At 66.7% G+C, this 24,881-nt stretch carries 30 protein-coding genes and 1 pseudogene; 10 read left to right on the top strand and 21 right to left on the bottom strand.

Annotation, left to right across the window (positions count from 1 at the left end; translation table 11 throughout):
* Positions 1 to 11: 11 nt before the first annotated feature.
* The 8 genes from argE to JYG32_RS34105 all read right to left on the bottom strand — a co-directional run bounded on the left by argE (position 12) and on the right by JYG32_RS34105 (position 6,501).
* Complete coding sequence (gene argE, locus JYG32_RS34140; RefSeq protein WP_213268045.1) at positions 12 to 1,175, bottom strand: acetylornithine deacetylase; 1,164 nt, start codon at positions 1,173 to 1,175, stop codon at positions 12 to 14.
* Positions 1,168 to 1,845 carry a DUF1028 domain-containing protein gene (locus JYG32_RS34135; protein WP_213268044.1) on the bottom strand — a complete coding sequence of 226 codons (678 nt, stop codon included), beginning with the start codon at positions 1,843 to 1,845 and terminating at the stop codon, positions 1,168 to 1,170. The genes argE and JYG32_RS34135 overlap by 8 nt, the downstream gene beginning before the upstream one ends.
* Entirely contained in the window at positions 1,842 to 2,291 is a 450-nt protein-coding gene (locus JYG32_RS34130) for a RidA family protein (protein ID WP_213268043.1), read from the bottom strand. Before JYG32_RS34130 ends, JYG32_RS34135 begins: the two co-directional genes overlap by 4 nt.
* A 76-nt stretch (positions 2,292 to 2,367) precedes the next feature.
* Positions 2,368 to 3,690, bottom strand: a complete 1,323-nt coding sequence (locus JYG32_RS34125) for a flavin-containing monooxygenase (RefSeq protein ID WP_213268042.1) — start codon at positions 3,688 to 3,690, stop codon at positions 2,368 to 2,370.
* Positions 3,691 to 4,028: 338 nt separating this feature from the next.
* The gene (locus tag JYG32_RS34120) at positions 4,029 to 4,475 is read right to left on the bottom strand and encodes a hypothetical protein (RefSeq protein ID WP_174380814.1); all 447 of its coding nucleotides are present in this window, start codon (positions 4,473 to 4,475) and stop codon (positions 4,029 to 4,031) included.
* 411 nt (positions 4,476 to 4,886) lie between these two features.
* Positions 4,887 to 5,507 (bottom strand): hypothetical protein, encoded by a 621-nt coding sequence (locus JYG32_RS34115; protein WP_213268041.1) that lies wholly within the window; start codon positions 5,505 to 5,507, stop codon positions 4,887 to 4,889.
* Positions 5,508 to 5,536: 29 nt separating this feature from the next.
* A complete protein-coding gene (locus JYG32_RS34110) occupies positions 5,537 to 5,830 on the bottom strand; it encodes a RebB family R body protein (protein WP_174380816.1) in 294 nt (97 codons plus the stop codon).
* Between the two features lie 113 nt (positions 5,831 to 5,943).
* A complete protein-coding gene (locus JYG32_RS34105) occupies positions 5,944 to 6,501 on the bottom strand; it encodes an RNA polymerase sigma factor (RefSeq protein WP_174380817.1) in 558 nt (185 codons plus the stop codon).
* Positions 6,502 to 6,722: 221 nt separating this feature from the next.
* On the opposite strand from JYG32_RS34105, the gene JYG32_RS34100 reads away from it, so the two are divergent.
* A complete protein-coding gene (locus JYG32_RS34100) occupies positions 6,723 to 7,583 on the top strand; it encodes a Crp/Fnr family transcriptional regulator (protein ID WP_249744958.1) in 861 nt (286 codons plus the stop codon).
* Positions 7,584 to 7,662: 79 nt separating this feature from the next.
* On the opposite strand, the gene JYG32_RS34095 is transcribed toward JYG32_RS34100, so the two are convergent.
* The 4 genes from JYG32_RS34095 to JYG32_RS34080 all read right to left on the bottom strand — a co-directional run bounded on the left by JYG32_RS34095 (position 7,663) and on the right by JYG32_RS34080 (position 9,825).
* Positions 7,663 to 7,986 (bottom strand): RebB family R body protein, encoded by a 324-nt coding sequence (locus tag JYG32_RS34095; protein WP_072437809.1) that lies wholly within the window; start codon positions 7,984 to 7,986, stop codon positions 7,663 to 7,665.
* Positions 7,987 to 8,175: 189 nt separating this feature from the next.
* Positions 8,176 to 8,562 (bottom strand): RebB family R body protein, encoded by a 387-nt coding sequence (locus JYG32_RS34090; RefSeq protein ID WP_249744957.1) that lies wholly within the window; start codon positions 8,560 to 8,562, stop codon positions 8,176 to 8,178.
* A 185-nt stretch (positions 8,563 to 8,747) separates the two neighbouring features.
* Positions 8,748 to 9,080, bottom strand: coding sequence for a RebB family R body protein (locus JYG32_RS34085; protein ID WP_174380819.1), 333 nt, complete (start codon positions 9,078 to 9,080; stop codon positions 8,748 to 8,750).
* Positions 9,081 to 9,174: 94 nt separating this feature from the next.
* Positions 9,175 to 9,825, bottom strand: coding sequence for a hypothetical protein (locus JYG32_RS34080; RefSeq protein ID WP_213268040.1), 651 nt, complete (start codon positions 9,823 to 9,825; stop codon positions 9,175 to 9,177).
* Between the two features lie 218 nt (positions 9,826 to 10,043).
* On the opposite strand from JYG32_RS34080, the pseudogene JYG32_RS39785 reads away from it, so the two are divergent.
* From JYG32_RS39785 to trpS, 3 genes and pseudogenes are all read left to right on the top strand, one after another.
* Positions 10,044 to 10,184: pseudogene (locus tag JYG32_RS39785) on the top strand (HipA domain-containing protein); the annotation flags it as partial.
* A 281-nt stretch (positions 10,185 to 10,465) separates the two neighbouring features.
* On the top strand, positions 10,466 to 10,621 hold the full coding sequence (locus JYG32_RS34070; protein ID WP_174380821.1) for a hypothetical protein: 156 nt from the start codon (positions 10,466 to 10,468) through the stop codon (positions 10,619 to 10,621).
* A 216-nt stretch (positions 10,622 to 10,837) separates the two neighbouring features.
* The gene (gene trpS / locus JYG32_RS34065) at positions 10,838 to 11,851 is read left to right on the top strand and encodes a tryptophan--tRNA ligase (protein WP_213268039.1); all 1,014 of its coding nucleotides are present in this window, start codon (positions 10,838 to 10,840) and stop codon (positions 11,849 to 11,851) included.
* A gap of 115 nt (positions 11,852 to 11,966) precedes the next feature.
* Here trpS and JYG32_RS34060 read toward each other — a convergent pair whose 3' ends face one another.
* The gene (locus JYG32_RS34060) at positions 11,967 to 12,380 is read right to left on the bottom strand and encodes a VOC family protein (protein WP_213268038.1); all 414 of its coding nucleotides are present in this window, start codon (positions 12,378 to 12,380) and stop codon (positions 11,967 to 11,969) included.
* Positions 12,381 to 12,563: 183 nt separating this feature from the next.
* On the opposite strand from JYG32_RS34060, the gene JYG32_RS34055 reads away from it, so the two are divergent.
* A complete protein-coding gene (locus JYG32_RS34055; RefSeq protein ID WP_213268037.1) occupies positions 12,564 to 13,004 on the top strand; it encodes a nuclear transport factor 2 family protein in 441 nt (146 codons plus the stop codon).
* 17 nt (positions 13,005 to 13,021) lie between these two features.
* Here the strand turns inward: JYG32_RS34055 and JYG32_RS34050 are convergent, their stop codons facing one another.
* The 5 genes from JYG32_RS34050 to JYG32_RS34030 form a co-directional block, all read right to left on the bottom strand.
* On the bottom strand, positions 13,022 to 13,408 hold the full coding sequence (locus JYG32_RS34050; RefSeq protein WP_213268036.1) for a VOC family protein: 387 nt from the start codon (positions 13,406 to 13,408) through the stop codon (positions 13,022 to 13,024).
* Between the two features lie 81 nt (positions 13,409 to 13,489).
* Entirely contained in the window at positions 13,490 to 14,083 is a 594-nt protein-coding gene (locus JYG32_RS34045) for an SMI1/KNR4 family protein (protein ID WP_213268035.1), read from the bottom strand.
* 102 nt (positions 14,084 to 14,185) lie between these two features.
* Positions 14,186 to 15,106, bottom strand: a complete 921-nt coding sequence (locus JYG32_RS34040) for a bestrophin family protein (RefSeq protein ID WP_213268034.1) — start codon at positions 15,104 to 15,106, stop codon at positions 14,186 to 14,188.
* Positions 15,107 to 15,271: 165 nt separating this feature from the next.
* On the bottom strand, positions 15,272 to 16,279 hold the full coding sequence (gene cydB / locus JYG32_RS34035) for a cytochrome d ubiquinol oxidase subunit II (protein ID WP_213268033.1): 1,008 nt from the start codon (positions 16,277 to 16,279) through the stop codon (positions 15,272 to 15,274).
* Between the two features lie 2 nt (positions 16,280 to 16,281).
* On the bottom strand, positions 16,282 to 17,682 hold the full coding sequence (locus JYG32_RS34030) for a cytochrome ubiquinol oxidase subunit I (RefSeq protein WP_213268032.1): 1,401 nt from the start codon (positions 17,680 to 17,682) through the stop codon (positions 16,282 to 16,284).
* A 404-nt stretch (positions 17,683 to 18,086) separates the two neighbouring features.
* On the opposite strand from JYG32_RS34030, the gene fdhD reads away from it, so the two are divergent.
* From fdhD to moaD, 5 genes are all read left to right on the top strand, one after another.
* Positions 18,087 to 18,959, top strand: a complete 873-nt coding sequence (gene fdhD / locus JYG32_RS34025) for a formate dehydrogenase accessory sulfurtransferase FdhD (RefSeq protein WP_213268031.1) — start codon at positions 18,087 to 18,089, stop codon at positions 18,957 to 18,959.
* A complete protein-coding gene (locus JYG32_RS34020; protein ID WP_213268030.1) occupies positions 18,956 to 20,170 on the top strand; it encodes a molybdopterin molybdotransferase MoeA in 1,215 nt (404 codons plus the stop codon). The genes fdhD and JYG32_RS34020 overlap by 4 nt, the downstream gene beginning before the upstream one ends.
* Before the next feature lie 199 nt (positions 20,171 to 20,369).
* Positions 20,370 to 21,494 (top strand): GTP 3',8-cyclase MoaA, encoded by a 1,125-nt coding sequence (gene moaA, locus JYG32_RS34015; protein WP_213268029.1) that lies wholly within the window; start codon positions 20,370 to 20,372, stop codon positions 21,492 to 21,494.
* Between the two features lie 46 nt (positions 21,495 to 21,540).
* The gene (locus JYG32_RS34010) at positions 21,541 to 22,113 is read left to right on the top strand and encodes a molybdenum cofactor biosynthesis protein MoaE (RefSeq protein WP_213268028.1); all 573 of its coding nucleotides are present in this window, start codon (positions 21,541 to 21,543) and stop codon (positions 22,111 to 22,113) included.
* Between the two features lie 50 nt (positions 22,114 to 22,163).
* A complete protein-coding gene (gene moaD / locus JYG32_RS34005) occupies positions 22,164 to 22,421 on the top strand; it encodes a molybdopterin converting factor subunit 1 (RefSeq protein WP_131947243.1) in 258 nt (85 codons plus the stop codon).
* 251 nt (positions 22,422 to 22,672) lie between these two features.
* Here the strand turns inward: moaD and JYG32_RS34000 are convergent, their stop codons facing one another.
* From JYG32_RS34000 to JYG32_RS33990, 3 genes are read right to left on the bottom strand one after another with little or no spacing between them, the layout of a single operon-like run.
* Positions 22,673 to 23,269, bottom strand: a complete 597-nt coding sequence (locus JYG32_RS34000; RefSeq protein ID WP_213268027.1) for an NADPH-dependent F420 reductase — start codon at positions 23,267 to 23,269, stop codon at positions 22,673 to 22,675.
* 27 nt (positions 23,270 to 23,296) lie between these two features.
* On the bottom strand, positions 23,297 to 24,064 hold the full coding sequence (locus JYG32_RS33995; protein ID WP_072437794.1) for an SDR family NAD(P)-dependent oxidoreductase: 768 nt from the start codon (positions 24,062 to 24,064) through the stop codon (positions 23,297 to 23,299).
* Positions 24,065 to 24,076: 12 nt separating this feature from the next.
* A complete protein-coding gene (locus JYG32_RS33990) occupies positions 24,077 to 24,811 on the bottom strand; it encodes an SDR family NAD(P)-dependent oxidoreductase (protein ID WP_213268026.1) in 735 nt (244 codons plus the stop codon).
* Positions 24,812 to 24,881 lie beyond the last annotated feature (70 nt).

Genomic DNA, 24,881 nt, shown 5'->3' with positions numbered 1-24,881 from the left:
CGGCAGCCCGTTCAGGCGGCCGCGGAAAGATGCGCGACGAGACGGCCCAGCATCGCGTCGCATCCGTGCAGCTGGTCGAGCGTGACGAACTCGTCGGGCTTGTGCCCCTGGTCCATGCTGCCGGGCCCGCACACCACGGTCGGAATGCCGGCCTGCCCGAACAGCCCGCCCTCGGTGCCGAATGCGACCGTGCCGAACGCATCGGACCCGCTCAGCATCGCGAGCAGGCGCGCGGCCTCGCTGTCGGGCGCAGTCGCGAGCCCCGGGTACGCGCCCAGCGGCTCCAGTTGGATGTCGGTATCGGGTTGCACCGCGCGCATCCTCGGCAACAATTCGGATTCCGCATAGTCCTGCAGCTTCCTCGGCACGTCGTGCGCATCGAAATCCGGCAGCGCGCGCACCTCGAAATCGAACTCGCATTCCGCCGGCACGATGTTCAGCGCGCGGCCGCCCTTGATCACCCCCGTCTGCACGGTCGAGAACGGCGGATCGAAGCGGCTGTCATGCCGTTCGGGCCGTGCAAGCGACGCGCCGATCTCGCCGAGCCGGCCGATCAGCTTCGCCGCGTAGTCGATCGCATTGACGCCCGACGGCGCGTACGCCGAGTGGCACGCGGCGCCCTTCACATGGCAGCGCATCGCGAGCTTGCCCTTGTGCCCCAGCACCGGCTTCAGTTCGGTCGGCTCGCCGATCAGGCACAGGCGCGGCCGGTGCTCGCGCGCGGCCAGTTCCGCAAGCATCGGCCGCACGCCGAGACAGCCGACTTCCTCGTCGTACGAGAACGCCAGATGCACGGGCACGTTCAGCGGACGCGCGACGAACCTGGGCACGGCCGCAAGCACCGAAGCGATGAAGCCCTTCATGTCGGCGGTGCCGCGGCCGTACAGGCGGCCGTCGCGTTCGGTCAGCCGGAACGGCTCGACCGTCCACGCCTGCCCGTCCACCGGCACCACGTCCGTATGGCCCGACAGCGCGATGCCGCCGCGATCGCGCGGCCCGATCGTCGCGTACAGGCTCGCCTTCGTGCGTTCCGCGTTGTAGAACAGTTCGCTCTCTACGCCGACGTTCGCGAGATAGTCGCGGATGAAGCCGATCATCTCAAGATTCGAATCGCGGCTGACCGTCGCGAAGCCGATCAGCCGTTCGAGCAGCGCACGGCTCGATGTGTCACTCATCGCCCGGCACTCCGTAGCTCGGCGCGACGGTCGGGTTCAGCGCGCGGGTCTGGTAATCCTGCATCTGCGGGCGATACGCGCGCCACAGCGCGTCGAGCTGCCCGATCGGGTCGGCATCGGCCCAGTCGACGCGCAGGTCGACCACCGGCCAGGTCAGGTCGCCGGCCACCTTCAGCGCGGCCGAATGAACCGGCCCCGCCTCGCCGCCGGCCGCCATGGCCGCATGCATCGCGGCCAGCAGGCGATCGGCGAGCAGGCCGGGCACCTGCTCGAATGCACTGACCATCGCGTCGATCACGGCCCGCGCGGCCAGCAGGTTGCCGGCCGCCACGCATTGCTCGCCGCGCACCGCATGATGCGTGCCGAGCGCTTCCTTGCCGGTGAAGCACGCCGTCTGCCCCTGCCCGTCGATCACCGTGACCTGCCGGTACTGGCTCCAGCCGTTCGCGCTGAGCGCACGGTCGAGCGCCGCGGCGGGCGCAAGCTGTTCGTGCTCGATCAGGTCGAGGATCTGCGGGCCGAGCGCCGGCAGCGTGATGTTCTGCGTCGAGACGGCACCCACGCCCGCGCGCACCCACGGGCAGCGTGCACCGACGGCGATGCTCGACGAGCTGATCGCGATCCCGAGCTGGCCCGTCTCCGGGCAGCGCCCGACGATGGAGAAAGTCATGTCGCCTCCTGGGCGCGGTTTGGCTGCCAGTGGTCCGGGATCACCGCGATCACGTCGATCTCCATCAGCCATTGCGGCTGGCCGAGCGCGGACACGACGAGCCCCGTCGAGATCGGATAGACGCCCTTCAGCCACCTGCCGACTTCCTGGTACACCGGTTCGCGATAACGCGGGTCGATCAGGTAGGTCGTCGTCTTCACGATATGCGTGATGTCGCTGCCGGCTTCCTCCAGCAACTGCCTGACGTTCTTCATCGCCTGCCCGGCCTGCGCGCGCACGTCGCCGAGGCCGATCAGGTTGCCGTCGAAATCGGTGCCGACCTGGCCGCGCACGTAGACGGTGTTGCCGGCCCGCACGGCCTGGCACAGGTCGTTGTCGAGCGTCTGGTTCGGGTAGGTATCCTTCGTGTTGAACATGCGGATACGCGTATGGGTAGGCTGGCTCATCGAGGTCCTTCGATCGTCGGTGGAAACACCCGCCGCGCCGGAAGCGGACGCGACGCGGCGGGTTCGTGTCGGTTCGTCAGTTCGTCGCTTCGGCGAGCGGGCGCGCGTCGGCCTGCGTCGATTGCGCGGCCGCGCGGTGCTGCGATGCGTCGTGGTACGCGAGGTACTTGCGCTGCGTCACGATGTGATCGGCGATGTGCTTCGCGTCGTGCCACACGCCCCAGATGAAGCTGGAACCGCGCCGCGACAGCCACGGCAGCCCGAGGAAATAGATGCCGGGCTCCTTCGACACGCCGCGCTGGTGCTGCGGCTTGCCGTTCTCCGCGAACGCATCGACGTCCAGCCAGCTGTAGTCGACCGCATAGCCGGTCGCCCAGACGATCGACGTGACGCCGGCGCCGGCGAGGTCGAGCGCGAGGATCGGCTGCGCGACGCAGGCGGGGTTCGGCAGGATGCGGCGTGCTTCCGGTTCTTCCGGCAGATCGAGACCGTTGCGCACCGCATACGCGTCGGCTGCGTCGAGCAGCGACAGGTAGTTCTCGTCGCCGCGTGCCAGATTGATCGCGAGATCGCGTTCGAACACGGCCACGCCGCCGTCGAACGACTTCGTCAGCCCGACGAGCGTCACGCCCTGGTTCGCCAGCGCGCGGAAATCGACCGTATGGCCGCCGCGCGCACCGCTCACCGCGATCGTCACGTGTTCGCGGCCGGGCGTGGCCACTTCCTTGTCCCATTCGCCGAGCACGCCGAGCCACCAGCAAAAGTCGCGGCCGCGATACGCGCGTGGCGGGCGATCGTGCGGCCCGACCGACAGGTAGACCTGCCGGCCCGCGCGCTGCAGCTCGTCGGCGATCTGCACGCCCGACGAACCCGCGCCGACCATCAGCACCGCACCTTCCGGGAGCTGGCCCGGATTGCGATAGTCGGCGGAATGGATCTGCACGAGACGCGCGTCGTCCGGCGCGATCGGCGGGATCACCGGGCGCTGGAACGGCCCGGTCGCGACGACCACGCGGTTCGCCTCGATCGTGCCGTCGGACGTTTCGACGACGAAGCCCGGCTTGCCCGTGTTGCGCACGACGTTCTTCACGTCGACGCCCGTGCGGATCGGTGCGTTGAATTTCCGCGCATACGCTTCGAAGTAGTCCGCGACCTGGTCCTTCGATGCGAACGCATCGGGATCGAGGCCGTCGAATTCGAGCCCCGGGAAGCGGTCGTGCCACGCGGGGCCGTTCGCGACCAGCGAATCCCAGCGCCCGGTGCGCCAGCGTTCGGCGATGCGGCTGCGCTCCAGCACGAGATGGGGCACGCCCAGCTTGCCCAGGTGCTCGCTCATGGCCACGCCGGCCTGCCCGGCGCCGACGACGAGCGTATCGATTGAGGTTGTTTCGACTGCCACGGCTGTCTCCTTCTGAAGTGCGGCTCGCTGCGACGCTCGTGCTGTCGCGTGAGTTGGAATGGAGACATTCTGCTGACGCTCAGGCTTGCGCGAAATGATGTTTTTTGTTGGTGTTGACGAACAAAAAGCTGGGCGTGGCGTGGTTGGCGCGCTGCGTAAGACGGCGCGCCGCTTCGAATTGCCTTGGCGGAGCGGTGGCCGAGAACGGTTCGACACATGCGCTTCAGTTTCGAAGAATGGATTTTTCGATGCGATTGAGCGGATATTCGAAACCATCTACCGGCATTGCACCGGCGCCCGCTCGCGTGGCGGGCACCGGCTTCAACGGGTCGTGCCGGCTACACGTCGGTCCACGCGCCGGTGCCCTGCTGATACTGGATCACGCCGCCGTTGATCCGCACCCGCAGGTTGCCGTCCGGCAACTGCACCCAGGTCGTCATGTCGAGGCTCTGCATCAGCCCGATGAAGAAATCCCGCACCTGTTGCGACGGACTGGCCTGCCAGAAGTCGATGCGCCCGAGGCACGCACGCAGGTCGCCGTTCTGTTGCATGATCGCCTCGACCTGCCCGGCTACGTTCGCCGCCGGATCGTAGACCGGCGTGTCGAGGTCGCCGAAAATCGACAGATGGATCCCGCGCACCAACGTCGGCTGGCCCGGCGTCTGCTCGACGAGCGCGATGCAGCTCGTCATCGCGCCGAAATCGATTTCGGTCGCATCTCCCCAGATGCGCTCGCCAACTGCCAGCGGCGCGTCACCTTGTACGTTCTGAATGATGTAGGGCATGGGTTCCTCGCATGACTCGATGGGACTGCTGGTGACTGGCAGGGCCGCGACGCGTTCGAGAAAACGGACGTGCGTCGGTCCCGCCGCTCACATCCCGCATCGGGCCTGATAGCCCGGCGGGTCGTGTCGATTGATTCTTGGTCGCTGCGCGTGCGGAAGTCAAACGACCTGCGTTCACGGGCATGATTGCCCGCGACGTTCGTCGTCGACGCACTCACCGCCGCCGTACGAACGATTGCGCGTGCATCGATTCAATGCAGGTCGTTTCGCTCCGAGCCGTCATCGACGTCGTCCGCCCTGCCGGCGGCTGCATCGTCGTGCGCCGCCGGCACGCCTTCGTCTTGCTGCCTCAAGGACGTCCGCCGCCACCGGACCTGAAGCGGCGATGCGCCGCGGCGCCACCGGCGCGCGCTACGCGCCCTTCTTGTCCAGCAGCGCCTGATACTTCTGCAAGCTCTCGTCGATCTTGTCGAGCGCGATGCTCGCGGCCTCCCCTTCGATCGCCTCCGCGGCACCCGCGACGATCGCCGCGGTCGCGACGAACAGGTCCGTCAACAGCAGGCCCATCGCATCCATCGCCATCCCGGGCACGTTCTCGTCGATGGTCTTCTGCGCCAGATCCTTCATCAGCACGCTCTTGCCCGCGATCGCCAGCGACGTCGACGCCTCGAAGTAGTTGGCCGCCGCCTGCGCGACCAGGCCGCCCGCCTGCGTGATCATCATGTTCGGGCCGACGGCGATCTGCGTCGTCGCATAGGACGCGGCTTCCGCGTTGATCGCCTGCACGGTCTGCAGCGCCGAGCCGCCGGGCCCGGCCGCACCCGCGATCTGGTCCGGTGCCTTCAGCGCATCGGTGAGCCTGCGCAGCCGGTTGACCGGCCACGCGCGCGCGCCGGCCTTCGGCGCCGCGGTGTGCGGCGCGACAGCGGCCGGTGTCGTTGCTTCGGCTGCGGCGTCTGCGGCGTCTGCGGCATCGCGCGGCGTCTGCGGCGCGCCGTCGCCGCGTCCGCCCAAAAGGCCTTTCATGTTCATGGTTCAGGTATCCCGAGAGTCAGCTCGTCCTAATGCGTGGAACCCGTCTGCGGCCCGGCCGTCGGGGCATGCGCCGCGCCGCCCGATGCCCCCTTCGGCGACGCTTCGACGGACAGGATCATGGCCACCGCCTTCGACACGACGGCGTTCGAAATCTGGTTCAGCGCCGCCTGCTGCTGCGTCATGTTCTGCGCCGAGATGCCGACGGCCTGGCTGAACATCTGGTAAAGCGTGCCCAGCGCCTGGGCCGGGGATCCCGCGACGACGTTGACATTGGTCTGCGTCAGCGCGTCGGTAACCTGCTCATTGACTTTGTCTGCCACGAGGCCTCCTCGGATCTCGGCTCCGGCATGCGATTGAAGGAACGGCGGGCCGGCAGGCCATCGACGCCGCGCATGCCGTTAGGAACGCTGCGTGCCCGCGTTCGTGAACGCGCTCAGGCGAGTTCCTCGCGCAACTTCTTGCGCAGCAGCTCGACGCGCTTTCTGGCAAGCGGCTCGTTGATCCCGAGCGTCGCCGCGATGTGCAGATAGGGCCGGTCCTCCTCGAACTTCAGCGTGAACAGCATCTGCTGCTGCGGCGGGAGCGTGGACAGCGCCTGCTCGAGACGCAGCAGCAACTGCCGGAGCAGCAGTTGCTGCTCCACCGACGGCGCGTGGCCAGCCAGCTCGACGGTGTGATCGTCGTCCCAGTCCGGGTCGAATTCGAGCTTGCCGCTTTCGCGGAGACGGCGGCGCGCGCCATCGAGGAACGCGTGGTTCAGCGCCAGAAAGAGAAAGCCGGCCAGGTTCTGCACGCGCTCGGGCGAGCGCTGCAGGTAAATGTGGACCTTGAGTGCGGTATCGGAGAGCAGTTCGTCGGCACGGTAAAGATCGCCCTTGCACAACAGGCGCGCGCGGCGCCGTAACTTCCCCTGCATTTCCCGCCACGTGCGATCGAGCTGCTGCGCCGGTGACTCAGGCGTCGGGGCAGCGTGCTGGTTCGAGGTTGTCATCCCGTGCCTTCCTTTTTTATGGAAAACACAGAATCGATTCGATGCCGCGAACGGCGCTGTTACCCGCGTAACACCGTTATCAAGATAATCGGTTTCGGTAAATTTTCTTGATTATTATGAACGGAAATTTTAATCCCCCGGAATAGCCCTATTCGTCGTTTCAGGCGCGCCGCCGGGCGTGAATAACGGCATTGCGATGGAAAAGAACGACTGCCGCCGCGATGCGTTCGCGCGCCGGCACGCTGCTATCCGCGTCGATCGACCAAGCGTCCTTGCCGCCGAAGTGCCGCCATATCCGGACTGCTTGCCGATTATCTGGCTATCTTCATTGTTCATTTTTCACGCAGTGCCAAAGGCAGCGTTTTTCGCTAGGTGGTCGCATCGTCAAACAACCTCGCACGGAAAACATGCCTGCCCTTGCTAACGTTCAAACGCTGCGCAACATACCGATACTCACCGATCTCCCGGAAAGCCTGCTGGCTCATATCGAGCGGCATGTCACGCCCTGGCCCGAACACGGCAATCGCCTGTTGTTCTTCAAGGGCGATCCGGGAGATTTCGTCGCCTTCGTGCACCGCGGCCGCGTCTACATGACGCTGCACGAACCCGGCGGACGCGAAATCATTCTCGGCCACTCGATGCCGGGCGAACTCATCGACGAAAGCACGCTGATTCGCGCGCACCGGCGCAGCTTCACCGCCCAGTTGAGCCCCGACTGCCGCATTTCGCTGCTGCATCGCCAGTATTTCGCGCCGCTGCTGGCCAACGCGGATTTCATGGAGCGCGTCCACGAGCAGCTGTGCCGTCACATCCACCAGCTGAGTGACTTCGTCGAGTCGGCGTGCCTGTACCGGCTCGAGGCAAGGCTCGCGCGCCATCTGCTGAACCGCATGCAAGGGAACGATCTCGAGGTGCAGTTGCCGGAGAACCAGAGCATCCTCGCCGCGATGCTCAACGTCAGCCGGCCGCGACTGAACAGCAGCCTGCAGAGGATGCAGCGCGACGGCCTGATCCGGCTTCACGAGCACGCCGTGACGATCGAAAAACCGGAGCAGCTCCGGTACATCGCCGACGCCAATTGACGCCCCGGCAAGCACGTGCGCCGTGCCGCCGCGGCGTGGGAAGGTTGCGCGCGCCGGGTTGCGCGGCGCGCGGTGAAGGTCAGCCGCGCCAGTGGCTGATGGCGTTCATCAACTGCGCGATGGCGGCCAGTTGCGACGCAAAGTTGTCGTTTGCCGACCGCGCCGCGGCGGCCGCCGCCACCGGCGAGCCGGCATAGAGCTGCATGATGCCGACGGTCGTGGCGGCGAGGTTGGACGCCGCCTGGTTCGCCTGCATTTGCACCGCGTTGTGAAGCAGGATCGCGGACGCATGGCTGTTCGACTGCATGAGCGTGCCCAAGGCCACGGCGGGCGCTTCGCCCACCACCTTGACGTTGGCTTGCGTGACTGCATCGGTAATCGCGGCGGAAACCTGTTCCGTCATGTCGTTACTCCTGGTTTGCTCGCCGCTGCGGCGCAGTCACGGCGAAAGCATGAGTGGATCGGTCGGCGACACGCGGCGCCGTCGATGCGGCGCGCTCGCTCGCCGTCGCGGGCGTCGACACGACGTCGGGCGCCGGGCGGAAGCCACCTGGATCGAGGCCACCGCCCGGCGTCGACGCCGGGTTACGCGTCAGACGAGCGCCTTGCCGAGCGCGAGCACGTCAGCCAGCACGGAAAGCACACCGTTCGAGCCGATTTCCGTCGCGGCGGCGCCGGCGCTCGCCGGCCCGAGCGTGTAGAGCTGCATCGTGCCCACGTTCGTCGAGGTCGGCAGCTGGACCGCGGCCTGCGACTGCTGCTGCACGGCGTTCTCGAACAGCACGCTGAGCGAATGGCTCTGGGCCTGGTACAGCGATCCCGTCGCCATTGCGGGCGCTTCGCCCACCACCTTGACGTTGGTCTGCGTGACCGCGTCGGTGATCGCGGCATTGACCGCGCACGTCTTGCAGTTGCAGGGGTCCTTCGGGTCGTTCGGGATCCTCAGGTCGTCGGCGTTCGCGTTTGCGTCATTTGCCATCGTATTTCTCCTGGTTTGCGAACGGGCGCCGCATCGAATCGGCTCTGCCCGTTCTGTCGGTTGCTCCGGAACACCGCGCGGCACCGCTGTTCAGGCGCCGGCGGCCGTGCTGCGGATTCGCGGCACGGCGGCGGCATGGGCGGCTCGTGCCGCTTGCGCCGCCGCTCGACCACGGCGTTGACCCCTTAGTGGGTCACCGCCTTGCCGATCGCGATCACGTCGGCCAGCAGGGAGATGATCCCGTTCGAGCCGATTTCCGTGGCGGCCGCACCCGCGCTTTCCGGCCCGATCGTGTAGAGCTGCATCGTCCCCACGTTCGTCGACGTCTGCGACTGGATCGCGGCCTGCGACTGCTGCTGCACCGCGTTCTCGAACAGGATGCTGAGCGAATGGCTCTGGGCCTGGTACAGCGAGCCCATCGCCATTGCCGGCGCCTCGGCGACCACCTTGACGTTGACCTGCGTGACGGCATCGGTAATCGCAGGATTGACCTGGCACACTTGGCACTTATCACCCATTTTTTGCTCCTTGATTCACGTAGTTGAGAGATCGCACATCGGGGCTCGCCGGTTTCGCGTTCAGCTGCTTGACTTCAGCCGCATGCCCCGCGTGCTACTCCATGGACGCTGGGCCGGCGGTATCGTGAACGGCGGCGGTGGCGGCAGCACCCGGCGCGGTCGGTTCGGACCGTTCGGTCGGACCGGCGCCGACGCTTTGCAGCCGGTCGTCCATCGCGTCGAGCCGTACGGCGAGCCGATCGGCGAGCGAATCGACGTATTGCCGGAAGCATGCTTCGATTTCCTGCCGGATGAGGCCCGTCAGCTGTTCGCCGATCAGCGCCAGCGCCTGGCGGGTGCTGTCCTGGATGTCGGCCACGCCGGATGCCTGCGCGTCGCCCGGCGGCTCGTGCGCGTCGAGCACGCCGGACACTTTCTGCTGTTCCGACGCCAACATGCCGAGGGTCGTCTCGTTCTGCGTGTCGATCGTCTGCAGGATGCCGCGCATCTTCTCGTACGCCTTCTGCTGGTTGAGCTGCAAAAAATGCTTGACCTGCTCGCGCGCCTCCTGCCGGGTTTTCAACCGCGGCAATGGCGGGTTCGCGGCGCTCGCCTGCGTGGCCGTGCCGGCGCCCGGCGCCGGCGGGTTCCCGTGCCTGCCCGGCAGCCGCTCCAGCAGCGCCTGTTCTTCGCCCGGCTCGAGGGGCCGTCCCAATCGCTTCTCTGCGAACTGCCGCAGCAGCGGGTCGAGTGCTTCGTTGCTCATGGCTCACACCTCCTCGATGTCTGCCCGCGGCGCCGGTATGTGCGGTTCGGGTGCGGATGGACGCAGCGCCGAGGCGCCTTGGTCGGCGTGCTGCAATGGATATCGCATGGTGTTCTCCGAGAAATGGATGCGCGACGGCCTTGCCGGAAATTTCGGCAGGACCGCTGCAGGGACGAACCGTGCGACGGGTCTGTGAAGTCGGTCGTCGCCGCGCGCCGGCTGCGTGTGTCGGGTATCCGATGTCACCGACGTTCACGCTGCGTGTGGAAGCGTTCATCGATACGTCGACCGATCGCCCGGTCAAGCGGTTCTTCGACCATCTGCGGCCCGAGGAAGGGATGCGCATGTCGCTCGCGCGAGCGGATGGGCAGCGCGCCCACGGCCGCCCATCCCGACAATTCTTGACGGTGTCCGGACTGCCGAACTGGTAGGATGCCCGTCGCCTCGGTATAGACGGCAGCCACAGGACGTTCAACCGTCCCCTTTTTATGTCCCGCGACCGGCCAACCCTGCCGTCGCGCCCAGGCGACACGGTGCGCCAACCGCGCCCCAGCCCCCGTTGAACCCCGCAACACCCCGGCGTCGCCCCGCTCGACCCGTTGCAGTAACCGTTGGAGTGGCGCATCGCGCGCCTGCAAGCATGAAAAAACCCAATCAGCCCATCCCGCCCTCGCGCGACAAAGACCGCACGCCGCTGGTGCGCGCGGGCGCGCTGCTGCTGATGGCCGGCCTGCTGTACCTGCTGTGGCCGTCCGCCGAAACCGCCTACCTCGCGATGGAGTCGGTGGTGCGCTGACGCGCGCGGCCAGCCCGACGCCGCGCCATACGCTATACTCACGCAATGGAAACCCGACCTGCCTCGCCGAACCTGCATTGCTGGTGGCGCGCCTGACCCAGGCGGCCCGTTTCCTTTTGCATGTCCCAAACGTGATGCCGCCAGCCATGGCGGCATTTGCGTTTCTGCGCTGACATCATGGCTGGCGGCTTCGACAACCCGGAGCCCACGACCACCATGACCCATCCGAACCGACCGACCATCCTCACCGGCGACCGCACCACCGGCCCGCTGCATCTCGGCCACTACATCGGCTCGCTGCGGGCGCGCGTGCAGATGCAGCACGAGGCACGGCAATTCCTGCTGCTCGCCGATACGCAGGCGCTGACCGACAACATGGGCCGCCGTCAGCGCGTCACCGAGAACGTGATCGAGGTCGCGCTCGACTATCTCGCCGTCGGCATCGATCCGGCGATCTCGACGATCGTCGTGCAATCGCAGGTGCCCGAGCTCGCCGAGCTGTCGCAATACCTGCTCAACCTCGTCACGGTCGCGCGCCTCGAACGCAATCCGACCATCAAGGAAGAGATCCGCCTGCGCGGATTCGAGCGCGACATTCCGGCCGGCTTCCTGACCTACCCGGTGAGCCAGGCGGCCGACATCACCGCGTTCAAGGCGACCCACGTGCCCGTCGGCGACGACCAGTTGCCGATGATCGAGCAGACCAACGAACTCGTGCGCCGCTTCAACGCGACCGTCGACCAGCCGGTGCTGGTCGAATGCGAGGCCGTGCTGTCGTCGGTCACGCGGCTGCCCGGCATCGACGGCAAGGCGAAGATGAGCAAGTCGCTCGGCAACGCGATCACGCTCGGCGCGACGCCGGACGAGATCGCGCAGGCCGTGAAGGACATGTACACGGACCCGAACCACCTGCGCGTGAGCGACCCCGGCCAGGTCGAGGGCAATGTCGTGTTCACGTTCCTCGATGCGTTCGAGCCGGACGTGCAGACGGTCGACGAACTGAAGGCGCACTATCGGCGCGGCGGCCTCGGCGACAGCGTCGTCAAGCGCGTGCTGAACGAGCGGCTGCAGGCGCTGATCGAGCCGATCCGCACGCGCCGCCGCGAATTCGAGGCCGACAAGGCCGAGGTGATGGCGATCCTGAAGCGTGGCACGATACACGCGCGGGACGTCGCGGGTGCGACGCTCGCGGATGTGAAGGGTGCGCTGGGGCTCACGTATTTCGATTGAGCGGCGCAGGCGGCAAACGCAGCCCGGTGACGATGCACGGCAAATGCAGAGCGGCTTGTCAGGCGCCGCACGGCACAAGGCCATCCCGCAAGCGGTCAGTCACCGATCGGTGCCGTCATGACCGCTCGCGCTCCGACGGAGCGGCGTGACACACGGCCTCGATCCGGTTTCCAGCGGGGTCGACGAGAAAGGCCGCGTAGTAGTAGTCATGGTAGTGCGGCCTCAATCCCGGGTCGCCGTCGGACTGGCCGCCCGCAGACAGGCCGGCCTCGAAAAATGCGTGCACGTGCTCGCGGGAAGCGGCCTTGAAGCACCAGTGTCGCTTGCTCGTCCCGACTTCGGCGGGATCCAGATAAACCGCCAAACAGGTCGATGCGATGTCGTTGGCATTGCAACGTTCGCCATAGCCGAGTGCGGTGGGCCGGTCATAGACCTTGCATGCACCGAGCGCGGCCATGACGGCATCGTAGAAGGGGCGTGCCTGCTCGATATCAGGAACGCCGATGGACACGTGATCGAGAAGTTGCATGGTGTTTGCTCCGTTGAACGGGCACGAGTCTACACAAGCGTGGCCCACTCAAACCGACCGCCCCTCCTTACCGGCGATCGATCGACCAGTCGTGAATCTCTTACCGCCTTAGTCCACTCCGCCGATGCCGCGCCCGCGCTCGCCCGCTATCGTTTCCCCGTCATCCACACAGCTCACGACACCATGACGCCGCAGGAAACGATCGACCGGCTGGAAATCCAGGACCTGCTGACGCGCTACTGCCACGCCGTCGACCGCCAGGACTGGCGCGAATTCGAGCGGCTCTTCGCGAGCAACGCGATGCTCGATTACGCGGCGTTCGGCGGCCCGGTCGGCAGCCGCGCGGAAATCGCGGCCTATCTGAAGCACGCGACATCGGCGATGCGCGGCACGCAGCACACGATCTCGACGTCGCTGCTGATCGTCGACGGCGACGCCGCGACCGCGCGAACGGCCGGCCAGGTGATGATGGTCTCGGCCGATGAAACCGGCGACGATCGCGTGTGCTTCGTCGGGCTGTGGTATCTCGACCTGCTGGTGCGGACCGAATGCGGGTGGCGCATCCAGAGCCGCATGCAGGAGCGCAGCTGGATGCACGATGCACCGCCGGTTGCGGCACGCTGAACGACCCGCCCGACGCGTTACTTCATCTGCATCAGCTGAATCAGGTTCCCGCACGTATCGTCGACGACCGCGACGCGAACGGGCCCCGCGTCCATCGGCTCCAGCGTGAACCGCACGCCCTGCGCCGTGAGTCGTGCGAACTCGCCGTCGAGATCGTCGACCTGGAACGATGCCGCCGGGATGCCGTCCTCGTACAGCGCCTGCTTGTACGGCCCCACCGCACGATGGCTGCTCGGTTCGAGCAGCAGCTCCGTGCCGTCCGGCTGGTCCTTCGACACCACGGTCAGCCAGCGAAACTCGCCCACCGGAATGTTGTTCTTCAGCTGGAACCCGAGCTTGTCGGTATAGAACGTCAACGCCTTGTCCTGGTCGTCGACAAAAATACTCGTCACGTAGATTCGCATTTCAATCCCTCCTGAAGCGGCAACCGGCGGCCGCCATTGAGCCGGTCACGCCGCGTCGTCGATAACAGGCAACGCCCTTCGCTATTCTTCGTCGAAATCGATGACAAACGCGTAACCGCCGTCGATCAGCTTGCGCAGGTAGCCGTCGAAGTCGTCGGCGATCACCGCGTAGCTGTCGGGATCGTGCAGGAAGCGCACGACCTGCCCGGCCTTGCCGTCGGGCGCCGGATCGAAGTCGATGTAGAGCTGCGACGTGCCGCCGTTGTTCATGCAATGCGAGAAACACAGGCGCCGGTTCATCGGCAGCGCGATGTCGATGCGCGGATCGACGAGTTCGCCGTCGTCGTTCGCGTCGTCGCCGTAGATGTCCGCGATGCTGTCGCGGTACTTCTCGCCTTCCTCGAGTATTTGCGCGGCCGACAGCAGGTAGTACGGATATTCGTAGACATCCGACCCCAGCACGAGCACGTTGATCGTCGTGCCGCCGTAGTCGCGCCAATAGGTGCCGTCGAGCTTGCCGAGCAGTTCGAGCAGGCTGGCCGGGCACTGCGGATAGGCCGCGCACAGCGCGTCGAGCTGTGCGGGCGTCGCGCCCGTGGCGGCGGCGAGCGCCACGTTGTCGGCGTCGGGCAGCGCGGCGCGCAGGCCCGCGAGATAGGTGTCGACAAGGGTCATCGCGTCAGGTCCGGAGAACAGGAAAGCGCCATTCTAGCGCCCGACGCGGCCCGTTTGCTTGCCCGTTTGCCTGCCCGTTTTCCTGCCCGTTACGCCCGCCCGCTACGTGATCTGGTACGTCGACGCCGGCACGAATTCCTCCGGCATCTCGCGATCGCCCAGCTCGAGCACCGACCGCTCGATCGTGCGCGCCATCGCATCGAGCGCCAGCGCATTCGGTGCGAGGCCGAACGGTTCGGCGACTTCGTTCGCGATCGCTTCGAGCGCGATCAGCGTGTACGAAATGAATACGCAGATCAGCGGCGTGAAGAACTCCGTCGAATCGACGAGACCGAACGGCAGCAGCACGCAGTACGCATACACGGTACGGTGCAACAGCACGCTGTACGAGAACGGGATCGGCGTCGACAGGATGCGTTCGCAGCCGCCCACCGACTTGCCCAGTTCGTCGAGCTGCGCGTCGAACATCCAGCACGTCGCGTCGCTGCCGGGCGTGCGGCCCAGCGCGCGGACGATGCCGCCGCGCAGCTCGTCGAGGATCGCGACGGGCTTGAAGCATTTGCGCGCGAACTCGCCGGCACGCTCCGCGCCGAGGATCCGCTGCAGGTCTTCGGTCGGATCGGTATGGCGAAGCTGATGCTTCAGCGCATAGGTGAACGCGATCAGCAAATCGGCGAGCCGGTTGCGCTCGGCATCGCCGACGCTGTCTGGCAGGTAGCGATTCAGTTGCGACGTCACGGTGCGCGCCGCGATCAGCAGGTTGCCCCACAGATGCCGCGCCTCCTTGAAACGCTCGAAGCTCGCGTTGTTGCGAAACGCGAGGAAGATCGCGAGCGCGAGCCCGAACAGCGTGAACGGTGCGGTGTTGAGCGGAATCTTCTCGCCGAAGATGCGCCCGTTCGTGAAGACCGCCAGCGTGCTGACGATCGCCATGAACACGAGTTGCGGAATGATCGATTGCAGCACGGAGCCGTTCCACACGAACAGCATCCTGAGCCAATTTTGTCGTGGTCTGACGATCATGATGTTTTCTCGACTGCCAAGGGAATACGCAGCACGGCCCGCCCGCGCCCGATGCGCAACGGCCCGCGCGTGGCGGGCCGCTTTCGGATGGGTGCCGCCGTGCCGGGGCCGCGCTGCGCGAGATGATACGCCCGCGCGCGCCGCGCCCGTCACATCGCGCGCCGCTCAGTGATAGCCGACGTCGCCCTCGCGCACCTTGCCGCGGAACACGCGGTACTGCATCGCGTTGTACACGAGGATGATCGGCAGCACGATCACCGTGCCGACGAGCGCGAACAACTGGCTCGAATGGCTCGACGACGCGTCCCAGATCGTCAGCGACGGCGGCACGATGTTCGGCCAGATGCTGATCACGAGCCCGGTGTAGCCGAGGAACACGAGCGCGAGCGTCAGCAGGAACGGCGTGGCCTCGTGCTCGCGCTTCACCGTGTGAAAGATGCCCCACACGCACGCGACGACGAGGATCGGCACCGGCAGGAACCAGCCGAGGTTGCCGCTGCCGAACCAGCGGTGCGCGACGGCCGGCAGCCCGATCACGGTCCACAGGCTGACGACGGCCATCACGCCGAGCAGCACTCCCGTGAGCGGTTTCATCAACAGCCGCATCTTGCGCTGCAGCTCGCCGTCGACCTTCAGGATCAACCAGCCGCAGCCGAGCGTCGCATACGTGACGAGCACGCCGATCCCGCAGAGCAGGCTGAACGGCGACAGCCAGTCGAACGGCCCGCCCGCGAACTGGTTGTTCTCGATCCGGATGCCCTGCAGCAGCGAACCGAGCACGATCCCCTGGCAGAACGCCGCGAGCGCGGAGCCGCCGATGAACGCGAGATCCCACAGGTGTTGCGTACGGGTCGCCTTCGCGCACAGTTCGAATGCCGCGCCGCGGAAGATCAGCCCGACCAGCATCAGCACCAGCGGCAGGTAATTCGCGGGCAGCAGCGTCGAATACACGACCGGGAACGCGCCATAGAGACCCGCACCGCCGAGCACGAGGAACGTCTCGTTGCCGTCCCACACCGGCGCGACGGTGTCGAGCATCACTTGCCGCTCGGCCTTCGCGTCGAAGAACGGAAACAGCAGGCCGATGCCGAGATCGAAGCCGTCCAGCATCACGTAGATGAACACGCCGAGGCCGATGATCGCGGCCCAGACGACAGGAAGATCGATTTGCATGGTTACTCCGCTTCGGTGACGTTCAGCGGCGTGGACAGCGCGCTCTTGCGCAGCCCCGGATGCCGGTGCAGCTCGATGTACCCGGCCTGGGCAGCCGGCCCGCGCTTCATCAGTTTCATCATGTAGTAGATACCCGATCCGAATACCAGGAAGTACACGACCACGAAGATCAGCAGCGACACGCCGACCTGCTGCGCGCTGAGCGGCGCAACCGAATCGACGGTGCGCAGCACGCCGTACACGGTCCACGGCTGCCGCCCGACCTCGGTCGTGATCCAGCCGGCCAGCAGCGCGACGATGCCCGACGGCCCCATGCCCACTACGAACCACTGGAACCAGCGCGTTTCATACAGTCGCCCGCCCTTTCTCAGCAGCAGCCCGAGCAGCGCGGTCAGCAGCATCAGCATCCCGAGGCCCGCCATGATCCGGAACGTCCAGAACACGATCGGCGAATACGGGCGGTCCTGCGGCGGGAATTCCTTCAGCCCGCGGATCTCGCCGTCCCAGCTGTGCGTGAGGATCAGGCTGCCGAGATGCGGCACCTGGATCGCATAGCGCGTGGTTTCGGCCTGCATGTCGGGCAGCCCGACGAGGTTCAGCGAGGTGCCGCCCTTCTCGGTTTCCCACAGCCCCTCGATCGCCGCGATCTTCGCCGGCTGGTATTCGCGCGTATTCAGCCCGTGCGCGTCGCCGACGACGATCTGGATCGGTGCGAGCAACAGCAGCATCCACAGCGCCATCGAGAAGCTGCGCTTCACCGGCTCGTCGCGGCGCCCCTTCAGCAGGTGCCACGCGCCGCACGCGGCCACGATGAAGCCCGCGACGATGAACGCCGCGATCGTCATGTGCACGAGACGGTACGGGAACGACGGATTGAAGATGATCTTGAACCAGTCGACCGGCACGACGAGGCCGTTCTCGATCCTGTAGCCCTGCGGCGTCTGCATGAAGCTGTTCGACGCGAGGATCCAGAACGTCGAGATCAGCGTGCCGACCGCGACCATCAGCGTTGCGAAGAAGTGCGCGCGCGGGCTCACGCGCTGCCAGCCGAACAGCATCACGCCGAGGAAGCCGGCTTCGAGGAAGAACGCCGTCAGCACCTCATACGTGAGCAGCGGGCCCGTGATGTTGCCGGCGACGCGCGAGAAGCCGGCCCAGTTCGTGCCGAACTCGTACGCCATCACGACGCCGGAGACCACGCCCATCCCGAAGCCGATCGCGAAGATCTTCGACCAGAACTGGAACATGGATTTGTAGGCGGCATCGCCGGTGACGAGATAACGCCATTCCAGCACCGCCAGGAAGCTCGCCATGCCGATGCTGATCGCGGGAAACACGATGTGGAACGACACCGTGAATGCGAATTGCAATCGTGCGAGATGGAACGCATCGAAGATTTCCATGACCGTAATTTGCTCGTGGTTGTGAGAACGTCCGCCCGAAGCAGGAAATCGCGCGACGGCTTGGCGACAACACATGCGAACACCAACGGTCACTCGCATGGCATCGAAGCGTGAATGACGATATCGCGTTTGCCACGATACTCGCAATCGCGCGAACGCGTCCTGAAACTGTGCTTTCCGTCCTGGCAAAGATGTGTATACGGAAAAGACACAACCGGCGCCGGGCGCCGCGAGCTGTACTGCTTTCCGCGTTGCGGCGCTGTGCCTCCGGGGCGCTGTTCACCGCCGTTAACATGTGATGCAACGCCTGCCCGCGGCGACGGCGCGCCCCTCGGCGCCCGCCCGGCAGCATCGATTCCCGTCGTTCGGCGTACGCGCCGGCCGATCCGCCTGGAGAAAAACCCATGGAGTCCTGCACCCGCCGCGACGATCCAACCGGCAGCACCGCGTGTCATGTGACGCGTCATCGTGCCGGCGAAGCGCGCGACACAATCGATCGCGTCGTCGACGAAACGCCGGTGGCACTCGTGTTCAACGGCATCTCGCATACGGTCATGATGGCGACACCGATCGACCTCGACGCATTCGGGCTCGGCTTCGCGCTGAGCGAAGGCATCGTCGAGCGCGCGTCCGACGTATTCGACATCGAGAGCGAAACCCGGCCCGGCAGCGCCGAAGTGCGGCTCACCGTGTCGCAGCAGGCGTTCATGGCGCTGAAGGCGCACCGCCGCGCGCTGGCCGGCCGCACGGGTTGCGGCGTATGCGGGATCGAAAGCATCGCGCAGCTCGACCTGCACCCGCCGCGCATCGATGCCGCCGGTGCGGCCGCCGGCATCGGCGCCGACGCGATTGCACGCGCCGCGCGCGCGTTGCCGGCCCACCAGACGCTGATGCGCGAGACGGGCGGCATCCACGCGGCCGCATGGTGCGACCGCGACGGCGCCGTGCTCGACGTGTTCGAGGACGTCGGCCGCCACAACGCGCTCGACAAGCTGATCGGCCGGCTCGCGCGGCGCCCCGCCGACCTGCGCGCGGGTTTCGTGTTCCTGTCGAGCCGCGCGAGCTACGAGCTGGTGCGCAAGGCCGCGCGGGTCGGCATCCCGATGATCGCGACGATCTCGGCGCCGACGTCGCTTGCGATCGACGTCGCCCGCGAAGCCGGCGTACGGCTCGTCGGCTTCTGCCGCAACGACGGCTTCGTCGAATACGTGTCGCCCGACACCGCCCACCCCGACCAACCGGCGCTTGCGCAAGCGCATCCGGCCCGCCCGTCATGAAACAACTGATCGATTTCGATACCGCGCAGCAGCAATTCGCCGGCGCATTCGCGCCGCTTGCTGCGGCCGCCTCCATTCCGGTGACAGACGCGGCCGGTCACGTGCTGGCCGCGCCGCTCGCCGCCGTGCTCGACCAGCCGCCGGCCGACCAGAGCGCGATGGACGGCTACGCCGTACGTCATGCGGACCTCGCGCATGGCGAGCCGCTGCGCGTCGCGCAGCGCTGCTATGCGGGCGACACGCCGGTGCCGCTGGCCGCGCGCACGGCCGCACGCATCTTCACTGGCAGCCTGATTCCGGCCGGCGCCGACACCGTCGTGATGCAGGAGCACGCGCACGAGCAAGGCGGCTGGGTCGCGTTCGACGCGCCGCAGCGCAGCGGCTCGCACATCCGCCGCCGGGGCGAGGAAGTGCGTGCCGGCGACCTGCTCGTGCCGGCCGGCGTGCGAATGGGTGCGATGCACGTCGGCGTGGCCGCCGCGCAGGGTCTCGCGCGCATCGACGTGCGCCCGGCACTGCGCGTCGGCATCCTGACGACCGGCGACGAACTCGTCGCGTGCGGCCAGCCGCGCGCGCCGCAGCAGATCTTCAACAGCAATGCGCCGATGCTCGCCGCGCTGGTATCGGGAACCGGTGCCAGCGTGCGGATGAGCCTGCATGCGGCCGATACGGCGCCCGCCGTCGATCGCGCGCTGCGCGAGCTGCACGCGTGTTGCGACCTGGTGATCTGCGTCGGCGGCGCGTCGGTCGGCGACAAGGATCTGCTGCGCCCTGCGCTGGCCGCGCTCGGCGCGTCGTTCGTCGTCGCCGGCGTGCGCATGAAACCCGGCAAGCCGGTCGCGCTCGCGCGGCTCGACGCGCGACCCGTGGTGCTGTTGCCCGGCAATCCGGGCGCCGCGATGACGGCATTCGCGCTGTTCGTCGCGCCGCTGATCCGCTGCCTGCAGGGGCGCGACGCGTGCGTGCCGATCGTGCCGTCGCTGCCGATCGACATGGACTTCGAGCCGGATGCGCAGCGCGAGCGCTTCGTGCGCGTGCGCCGCACCATCGGCGCCGACGGCACGGCCGTGCTCGACACGCTGCGGCAGCAAGGCGCCGGCACGCTGCAGTCGCTCGTGCAGGCAAGCGGGCTCGCAAGGCTGCCGGCCGGGCGGCACATCGCGCGCGGCGACGCGGTCCCGTATTACGAATTCGCGCACTGGCTCGCATGATCGCGACGCCGGATAGCCGCCCGACGCAGCACATTCGCCGCGCATGCCGCGCGGCGAACTGTATTCCTGCAATTCGGGCGCGATTGTGTCCCTGCCGGAAAAGTCCGGCGGACTATGCTCACGATGAGGCTCGCCACGACCTGTGCGCCGACACGTCGGCACGCACGCGGCCGATCGGCGACGCCCCTCCGCTTACTTCATGCAGGCCGACGAACCGATCGTGAATGCCATCGTTTCCGCCACGCCGGCCGCCGCCGCTTCCTCCGGCGGCGCATCGCCCGGCGCCTTCCCCCGCACGACCGACACGCTCGGCCGCCCGCTGCGCGACCTGCGCCTGTCCGTCATCGACCAGTGCAATTTCCGCTGCGGCTACTGCATGCCGCGCGAAAGCTTCGGCGCCGGCTATGCATTCATGCCGTCGTCCGAGCGGCTGTCGTTCGCGCAGCTGGAAAAGATCGCACGCGCGTTCACGTCGCTCGGGGTCGAAAAGATCCGCATCACCGGCGGCGAGCCGCTGTTGCGCCGCAATCTCGAAGCGCTGATCGAACGGCTCGCCGCACTGACGACCGTCGACGGCAAGCCCGTCGAAATCGCGCTGACGACCAACGGCTCGCTGCTCGCCGCGAAAGCACGCTCGCTGCACGACGCGGGGCTGTCGCGCGTGACCGTCAGCCTCGATGCGCTCGACGACGCGGTGTTCCGCCGCATGAGCGACGCCGACGTGCCCGTGTCGCGCGTGCTGGCCGGCATCGAAGCCGCGCATGCGGCCGGGCTCGCGCCGGTCAAGGTCAACGCGGTGATCGAACGCGGCGCGAACGACGACCAGATCCTGCCGCTCGTGCGTCACTTCCGGCATAGCGGCGTGGCCGTGCGCTTCATCGAATACATGGACGTCGGCGGCGCGAGCTTCTGGTCCGGCGACAAGGTCGTGCCGGCCGCGCGGATGCGCGAGCTGATCGACGAGCACTATCCGCTCGTGCTCGTCGGCGAACCGGGGCACGACGCGACCGCGATCCGTTGCGCGCACATCGACGGCGCGGGCGAGGTCGGCTTCATCGCGAGCGTGTCGCATCCGTTCTGCGGCACCTGCTCGCGCGCACGCGTGTCGGCCGACGGCAAACTCTATACGTGCCTGTTCGCAACACAAGGCACCGACCTGCGGCCGTGGCTCGACGACGCGGCGCCGGTCGACGCGCTTGCCGCCGCCGTGCGCGATCGCTGGACGCGGCGCGACGACCGCTATTCCGAGCGCCGGGCCGCCCGGCCGGCCCGCGCGCCGGGCAAGACCTATCCGACCGTGCGCATGTCGCTCGTCGGCGGCTGACGGGCCGCCGCGCGACACAGGACGCACCGCCTACAGGAGAACCGTCATGACGACCTTCACCGAATCCCGCGCCGGGCTGCCGGACGATCCGTTGCGCGCCGGCAGTCATTCCCATTCCGCCGACGCCACCGACCCGCACACCGAGCCGCCGCCGGCGATTGCCGCCGGCTTCGAAGTGCGCGTGCAGTACGCGCCGATCGACGCGGGTGCCGAGCTTGCGCCGATCGTTCGCAATCCGAATGTCGGTGCGGTCGTGAATTTCCTCGGCGTCGTGCGCAAGGAAGGCGACGTCGACGACGTCGTCGCGCTCGAGGTCGAGCACTATCCGACGATGACCGAACAGGCCCTGTGGAGCATCGTCGAGGAAGCCTGCGCGCGCTGGCGGCTCGAAGCGGTCAAGATCGTGCACCGCGTCGGGCGCATCCCGCTCGGCCAGGCGGTCGTGCTGGTCGTGGTGGCCGCCGCGCATCGCGGGTCCGCGTTCGATGCGTGCGAATTCCTGATGGATTTCCTGAAGACCCACGCGCCGTTCTGGAAGAAGGAGATCCGCCACGACGGCGAATCCGGCTGGGTCGAGGCGAAGGCGCACGACGACCAGGCAATGCGGCGCTGGGGCTGACCGCGCGCTGCGCGTTTTCCGATTCCGCAGATTCCGTTCGAGACATCGCGATGAAACTGACAATCAAATACTTTGCAAGCATTCGCGAGCAACTCGAAACCGACGAGGAAATCGTCGAGATCGATGCGCGCGAACTTACCGTCGATGCGCTGCGCAGCACGCTGGCCGCGCGCGACGCACGCAGCGCCGAAGCGCTGCGGATGGACCGACCGGTGCGGGCGGCCGTCAATCTCGAGATGGTGACGGGCGGATTCGTCGTGCGTGAGGACAGCGAGGTCGCGTTTTTCCCACCGGTGACGGGCGGGTGACATGACGATGGACCGCAATCCGTCATGACGTCGACGGACCCGTGCAGCACACGCCCGCGGGTTTCGAGAATTGCCGCCGGGCGGTCGGCGTCGCCGCGCTGCTGAAGGATTTCGGCGTGCCCGGCGTGTTCACCGGGATCACGGTGTTCATGCTCCTGGTGGCCGTGATCACGGGGCCGTTGCATCGACGGGTTGAGTCCGCACCGGTAATCGGCCATTCGACTCAGCGAAATGGCCGGAAGCCGTTGTCATCAGTCGAACTTGATCAAGTCCTTGAAGATCAGCTGACCCCAGCTTTTCCCGCGCGCATGCACAAGCAGTCCACCTTCCGAAAGCCCGCCAAGTTCGATTGGCGCGAAACCGAGATTTTCCGCAAGCTCGCCAATCTTCGCTGCGGCGCCGTCATCGTCGCTCGCGAGGAACACGACTCTCCTGCCGCCGAGGACGGCCGGATCCCGATCAAGGACGGCCGCGACCAGATGGTTGAAGCCTTTCACCAGCCTCGCTCCGGTGAACACCTTCGCGACGAAGGCAGAGGACGGGAGACCGCTCAGTTCCTCAAGCGGGGCCTGCGTGTTCATCGCGTCGACGATGGTCTTCCCCGTCCAGTCGGGCAGTGCTTTTGCGACCTCCGGGTGCGACTCGAAACGAACTGCCAGAAAGATGATGTCCGCCTTGACGGCTTCAGTCAGGGTTTTGGGAATAATCGTGGGTCCGATCGCGGCCGCCTCGGCTGCAAAGCTTTTCGGGTCGCGCGTGGTTGCAACGGCCACTTCGATACCGTTGCGGGCGAACGCCTTGGCAAGTGCGTGGCCAATCTTGCCGAAGCCAATGATTGCGTAACTCACATGTTTCTCCTTCGGTTCCCGGCGCGGTCAGAGCTTGTAACCGCCGCTCGCTTCAATCGTTTGGCCGGTCACCCAATGGCCATCATCGGAGGCCAGGAACGCCACGACGGCGGCGATTTCCGAAGGCTCGCCACAGCGTCCCAGCGCGATTTGGGCCTCGAGCGCCTTGACGAGTTCGGGGTTCTCCCGCAAGGCTGCGTTCGCATCCGTTCGCGTGTAGCCCGGCGCGACGGCGTTCGCGGTGATGCCACGCGGCCCCAGCTCGATTGCGAGCGTATGGGTCAGGGTGTTGATGGCCGCTTTCGCCATCGAGTAGACGGGCGCAGCCGTCACGGGCTTCGTTGCGGCAGCGGAAGAAATGTTGATGATGCGTCCACCATCGGCGAGACGATCGAGAGCGGCCTGAATGATGAAGAAGGGCGCGCGGGCATAGACCGCCATCAGGGTGTCCCAACTCTCCGGCGTCGCGTCCTTGAAGCCAACCCAGCCGGAATTGCCAGCGTTGTTGACCAGAATGTCGAGGGCCTTGCTTCCGTTCCGCCTGGTGAACTCGTCGTCGAGTCTCTCGAACAAGGCCGGGACGGTCGCCGGGTCGACGAGATCCGCATGGATCGCGAACGCGGTGCCGCCCGCTTTCTCGATGGCCGCGACCGCCTCGTCTGCGCCGGATTTGCTGGCATTGTAGGTTAGCGCGACCATCGCACCGTCCTTTGCAAGACGTTCGGCGATGGCGCGGCCAATGCCCCGCGATGCCCCGGTAACGAGAGCTGTTTTGCCCTTTAGAGATTGTGTCATTTGTCTTTTTCCTCAGAGTTGTGCGAGGCCACCGTCAACGGCGATCTCGCTGGCGGTCATGAAGCTGCTGTCCGACGACGCAAGAAAGGCGGCCACCGCCCCGATCTCCGCCGGATCGGCCATACGCTGGAGCGGATTGAGCGAAGCGAAGACCTTCATGCCTTCCTCGCCTAGCGCTTCCTTCGCGAGTTCGGTCGCAGTCGGCCCAGGGGACAGCACGTTCACCCGGATACCGGTGCCCTTCAGGTCCTCTGCCCAGGTCCGTGCGAGGTTGCGCACGGCCGCCTTGCTCGCGCTGTAGGCGCTGAATGCCGGGGCGCCCGTGGTGCCGGCGCTCGATCCGGTCAGGATGATCGAACCGCCCTGGCCCATCAGAGGTAGCGCCTTCTGGACCGTGAAGATCGAACCCTTCACGTTGGTGTCGAAGATTTCGTCGATGTGCCCGGCGGTAATCCGGCCGAGTGGCAGCTGGCTTCCCGCCCCGGCATTGGCGAAGACGACGTCAACGGTTCCGCGCTCGGCCTTCACCGCCGCGTAGAGCCGGTCGAGGTCGGCCAGGTCGGAGACCGAGCCATTCACTGCGCGGGCATTGGGCCCGAGGTCGGCCACGGCGGCGTCGAGTGCTTCCTGCCGGCGGCCGAAGATGAAGACGAAGGCGCCCTCCTCTATGAAACGCTTTGCCGCGGCGCGGCCGATGCCGGTAGCGCCACCGGTGATCACCGCGGTCTTTCCATTCAGTCTGTTCATGTCCTGCATCCTTCGAAACAAAAGCGACAAACCGATTCTGGGGCCCTTGATTCATAAAGCCAATTGACTG

This window comes from Burkholderia pyrrocinia, assembly GCF_018417535.1.
Taxonomy (GTDB): Bacteria; Pseudomonadota; Gammaproteobacteria; order Burkholderiales; family Burkholderiaceae; genus Burkholderia; species Burkholderia pyrrocinia_E.
This window is presented reverse-complemented; position numbering and strand designations above follow the sequence as displayed.

What these genes read in the sequence shown, in the direction of transcription:
- JYG32_RS34080 (WP_213268040.1), bottom strand. Translation starts at nt 9,825, where the DNA reads ATGAGCAACGAAGCACTCGACCCGCTGCTGCGGCAGTTCGCAGAGAAG.
- JYG32_RS34050 (WP_213268036.1), bottom strand. Translation starts at nt 13,408, where the DNA reads ATGCGAATCTACGTGACGAGTATTTTTGTCGACGACCAGGACAAGGCG.
- fdhD (WP_213268031.1), top strand. Translation starts at nt 18,087, where the DNA reads ATGGAGTCCTGCACCCGCCGCGACGATCCAACCGGCAGCACCGCGTGT.
- moaA (WP_213268029.1), top strand. Translation starts at nt 20,370, where the DNA reads ATGCAGGCCGACGAACCGATCGTGAATGCCATCGTTTCCGCCACGCCG.
- argE (WP_213268045.1), bottom strand. Translation starts at nt 1,175, where the DNA reads ATGAGTGACACATCGAGCCGTGCGCTGCTCGAACGGCTGATCGGCTTC.
- JYG32_RS33995 (WP_072437794.1), bottom strand. Translation starts at nt 24,064, where the DNA reads ATGACACAATCTCTAAAGGGCAAAACAGCTCTCGTTACCGGGGCATCG.
- moaD (WP_131947243.1), top strand. Translation starts at nt 22,164, where the DNA reads ATGAAACTGACAATCAAATACTTTGCAAGCATTCGCGAGCAACTCGAA.
- JYG32_RS34045 (WP_213268035.1), bottom strand. Translation starts at nt 14,083, where the DNA reads ATGACCCTTGTCGACACCTATCTCGCGGGCCTGCGCGCCGCGCTGCCC.
- JYG32_RS34030 (WP_213268032.1), bottom strand. Translation starts at nt 17,682, where the DNA reads ATGGAAATCTTCGATGCGTTCCATCTCGCACGATTGCAATTCGCATTC.
- JYG32_RS34115 (WP_213268041.1), bottom strand. Translation starts at nt 5,507, where the DNA reads ATGAACATGAAAGGCCTTTTGGGCGGACGCGGCGACGGCGCGCCGCAG.
- JYG32_RS34120 (WP_174380814.1), bottom strand. Translation starts at nt 4,475, where the DNA reads ATGCCCTACATCATTCAGAACGTACAAGGTGACGCGCCGCTGGCAGTT.
- JYG32_RS34040 (WP_213268034.1), bottom strand. Translation starts at nt 15,106, where the DNA reads ATGATCGTCAGACCACGACAAAATTGGCTCAGGATGCTGTTCGTGTGG.
- JYG32_RS34095 (WP_072437809.1), bottom strand. Translation starts at nt 7,986, where the DNA reads ATGACGGAACAGGTTTCCGCCGCGATTACCGATGCAGTCACGCAAGCC.
- JYG32_RS34060 (WP_213268038.1), bottom strand. Translation starts at nt 12,380, where the DNA reads ATGCAACTTCTCGATCACGTGTCCATCGGCGTTCCTGATATCGAGCAG.
- JYG32_RS34105 (WP_174380817.1), bottom strand. Translation starts at nt 6,501, where the DNA reads ATGACAACCTCGAACCAGCACGCTGCCCCGACGCCTGAGTCACCGGCG.
- JYG32_RS34010 (WP_213268028.1), top strand. Translation starts at nt 21,541, where the DNA reads ATGACGACCTTCACCGAATCCCGCGCCGGGCTGCCGGACGATCCGTTG.
- JYG32_RS34135 (WP_213268044.1), bottom strand. Translation starts at nt 1,845, where the DNA reads ATGACTTTCTCCATCGTCGGGCGCTGCCCGGAGACGGGCCAGCTCGGG.
- JYG32_RS34090 (WP_249744957.1), bottom strand. Translation starts at nt 8,562, where the DNA reads ATGGCAAATGACGCAAACGCGAACGCCGACGACCTGAGGATCCCGAAC.
- JYG32_RS34020 (WP_213268030.1), top strand. Translation starts at nt 18,956, where the DNA reads ATGAAACAACTGATCGATTTCGATACCGCGCAGCAGCAATTCGCCGGC.
- JYG32_RS34130 (WP_213268043.1), bottom strand. Translation starts at nt 2,291, where the DNA reads ATGAGCCAGCCTACCCATACGCGTATCCGCATGTTCAACACGAAGGAT.
- JYG32_RS34070 (WP_174380821.1), top strand. Translation starts at nt 10,466, where the DNA reads ATGAAAAAACCCAATCAGCCCATCCCGCCCTCGCGCGACAAAGACCGC.
- cydB (WP_213268033.1), bottom strand. Translation starts at nt 16,279, where the DNA reads ATGCAAATCGATCTTCCTGTCGTCTGGGCCGCGATCATCGGCCTCGGC.
- JYG32_RS34100 (WP_249744958.1), top strand. Translation starts at nt 6,723, where the DNA reads ATGCGTTCGCGCGCCGGCACGCTGCTATCCGCGTCGATCGACCAAGCG.
- JYG32_RS34055 (WP_213268037.1), top strand. Translation starts at nt 12,564, where the DNA reads ATGACGCCGCAGGAAACGATCGACCGGCTGGAAATCCAGGACCTGCTG.
- JYG32_RS34085 (WP_174380819.1), bottom strand. Translation starts at nt 9,080, where the DNA reads ATGGGTGATAAGTGCCAAGTGTGCCAGGTCAATCCTGCGATTACCGAT.
- JYG32_RS33990 (WP_213268026.1), bottom strand. Translation starts at nt 24,811, where the DNA reads ATGAACAGACTGAATGGAAAGACCGCGGTGATCACCGGTGGCGCTACC.
- trpS (WP_213268039.1), top strand. Translation starts at nt 10,838, where the DNA reads ATGACCCATCCGAACCGACCGACCATCCTCACCGGCGACCGCACCACC.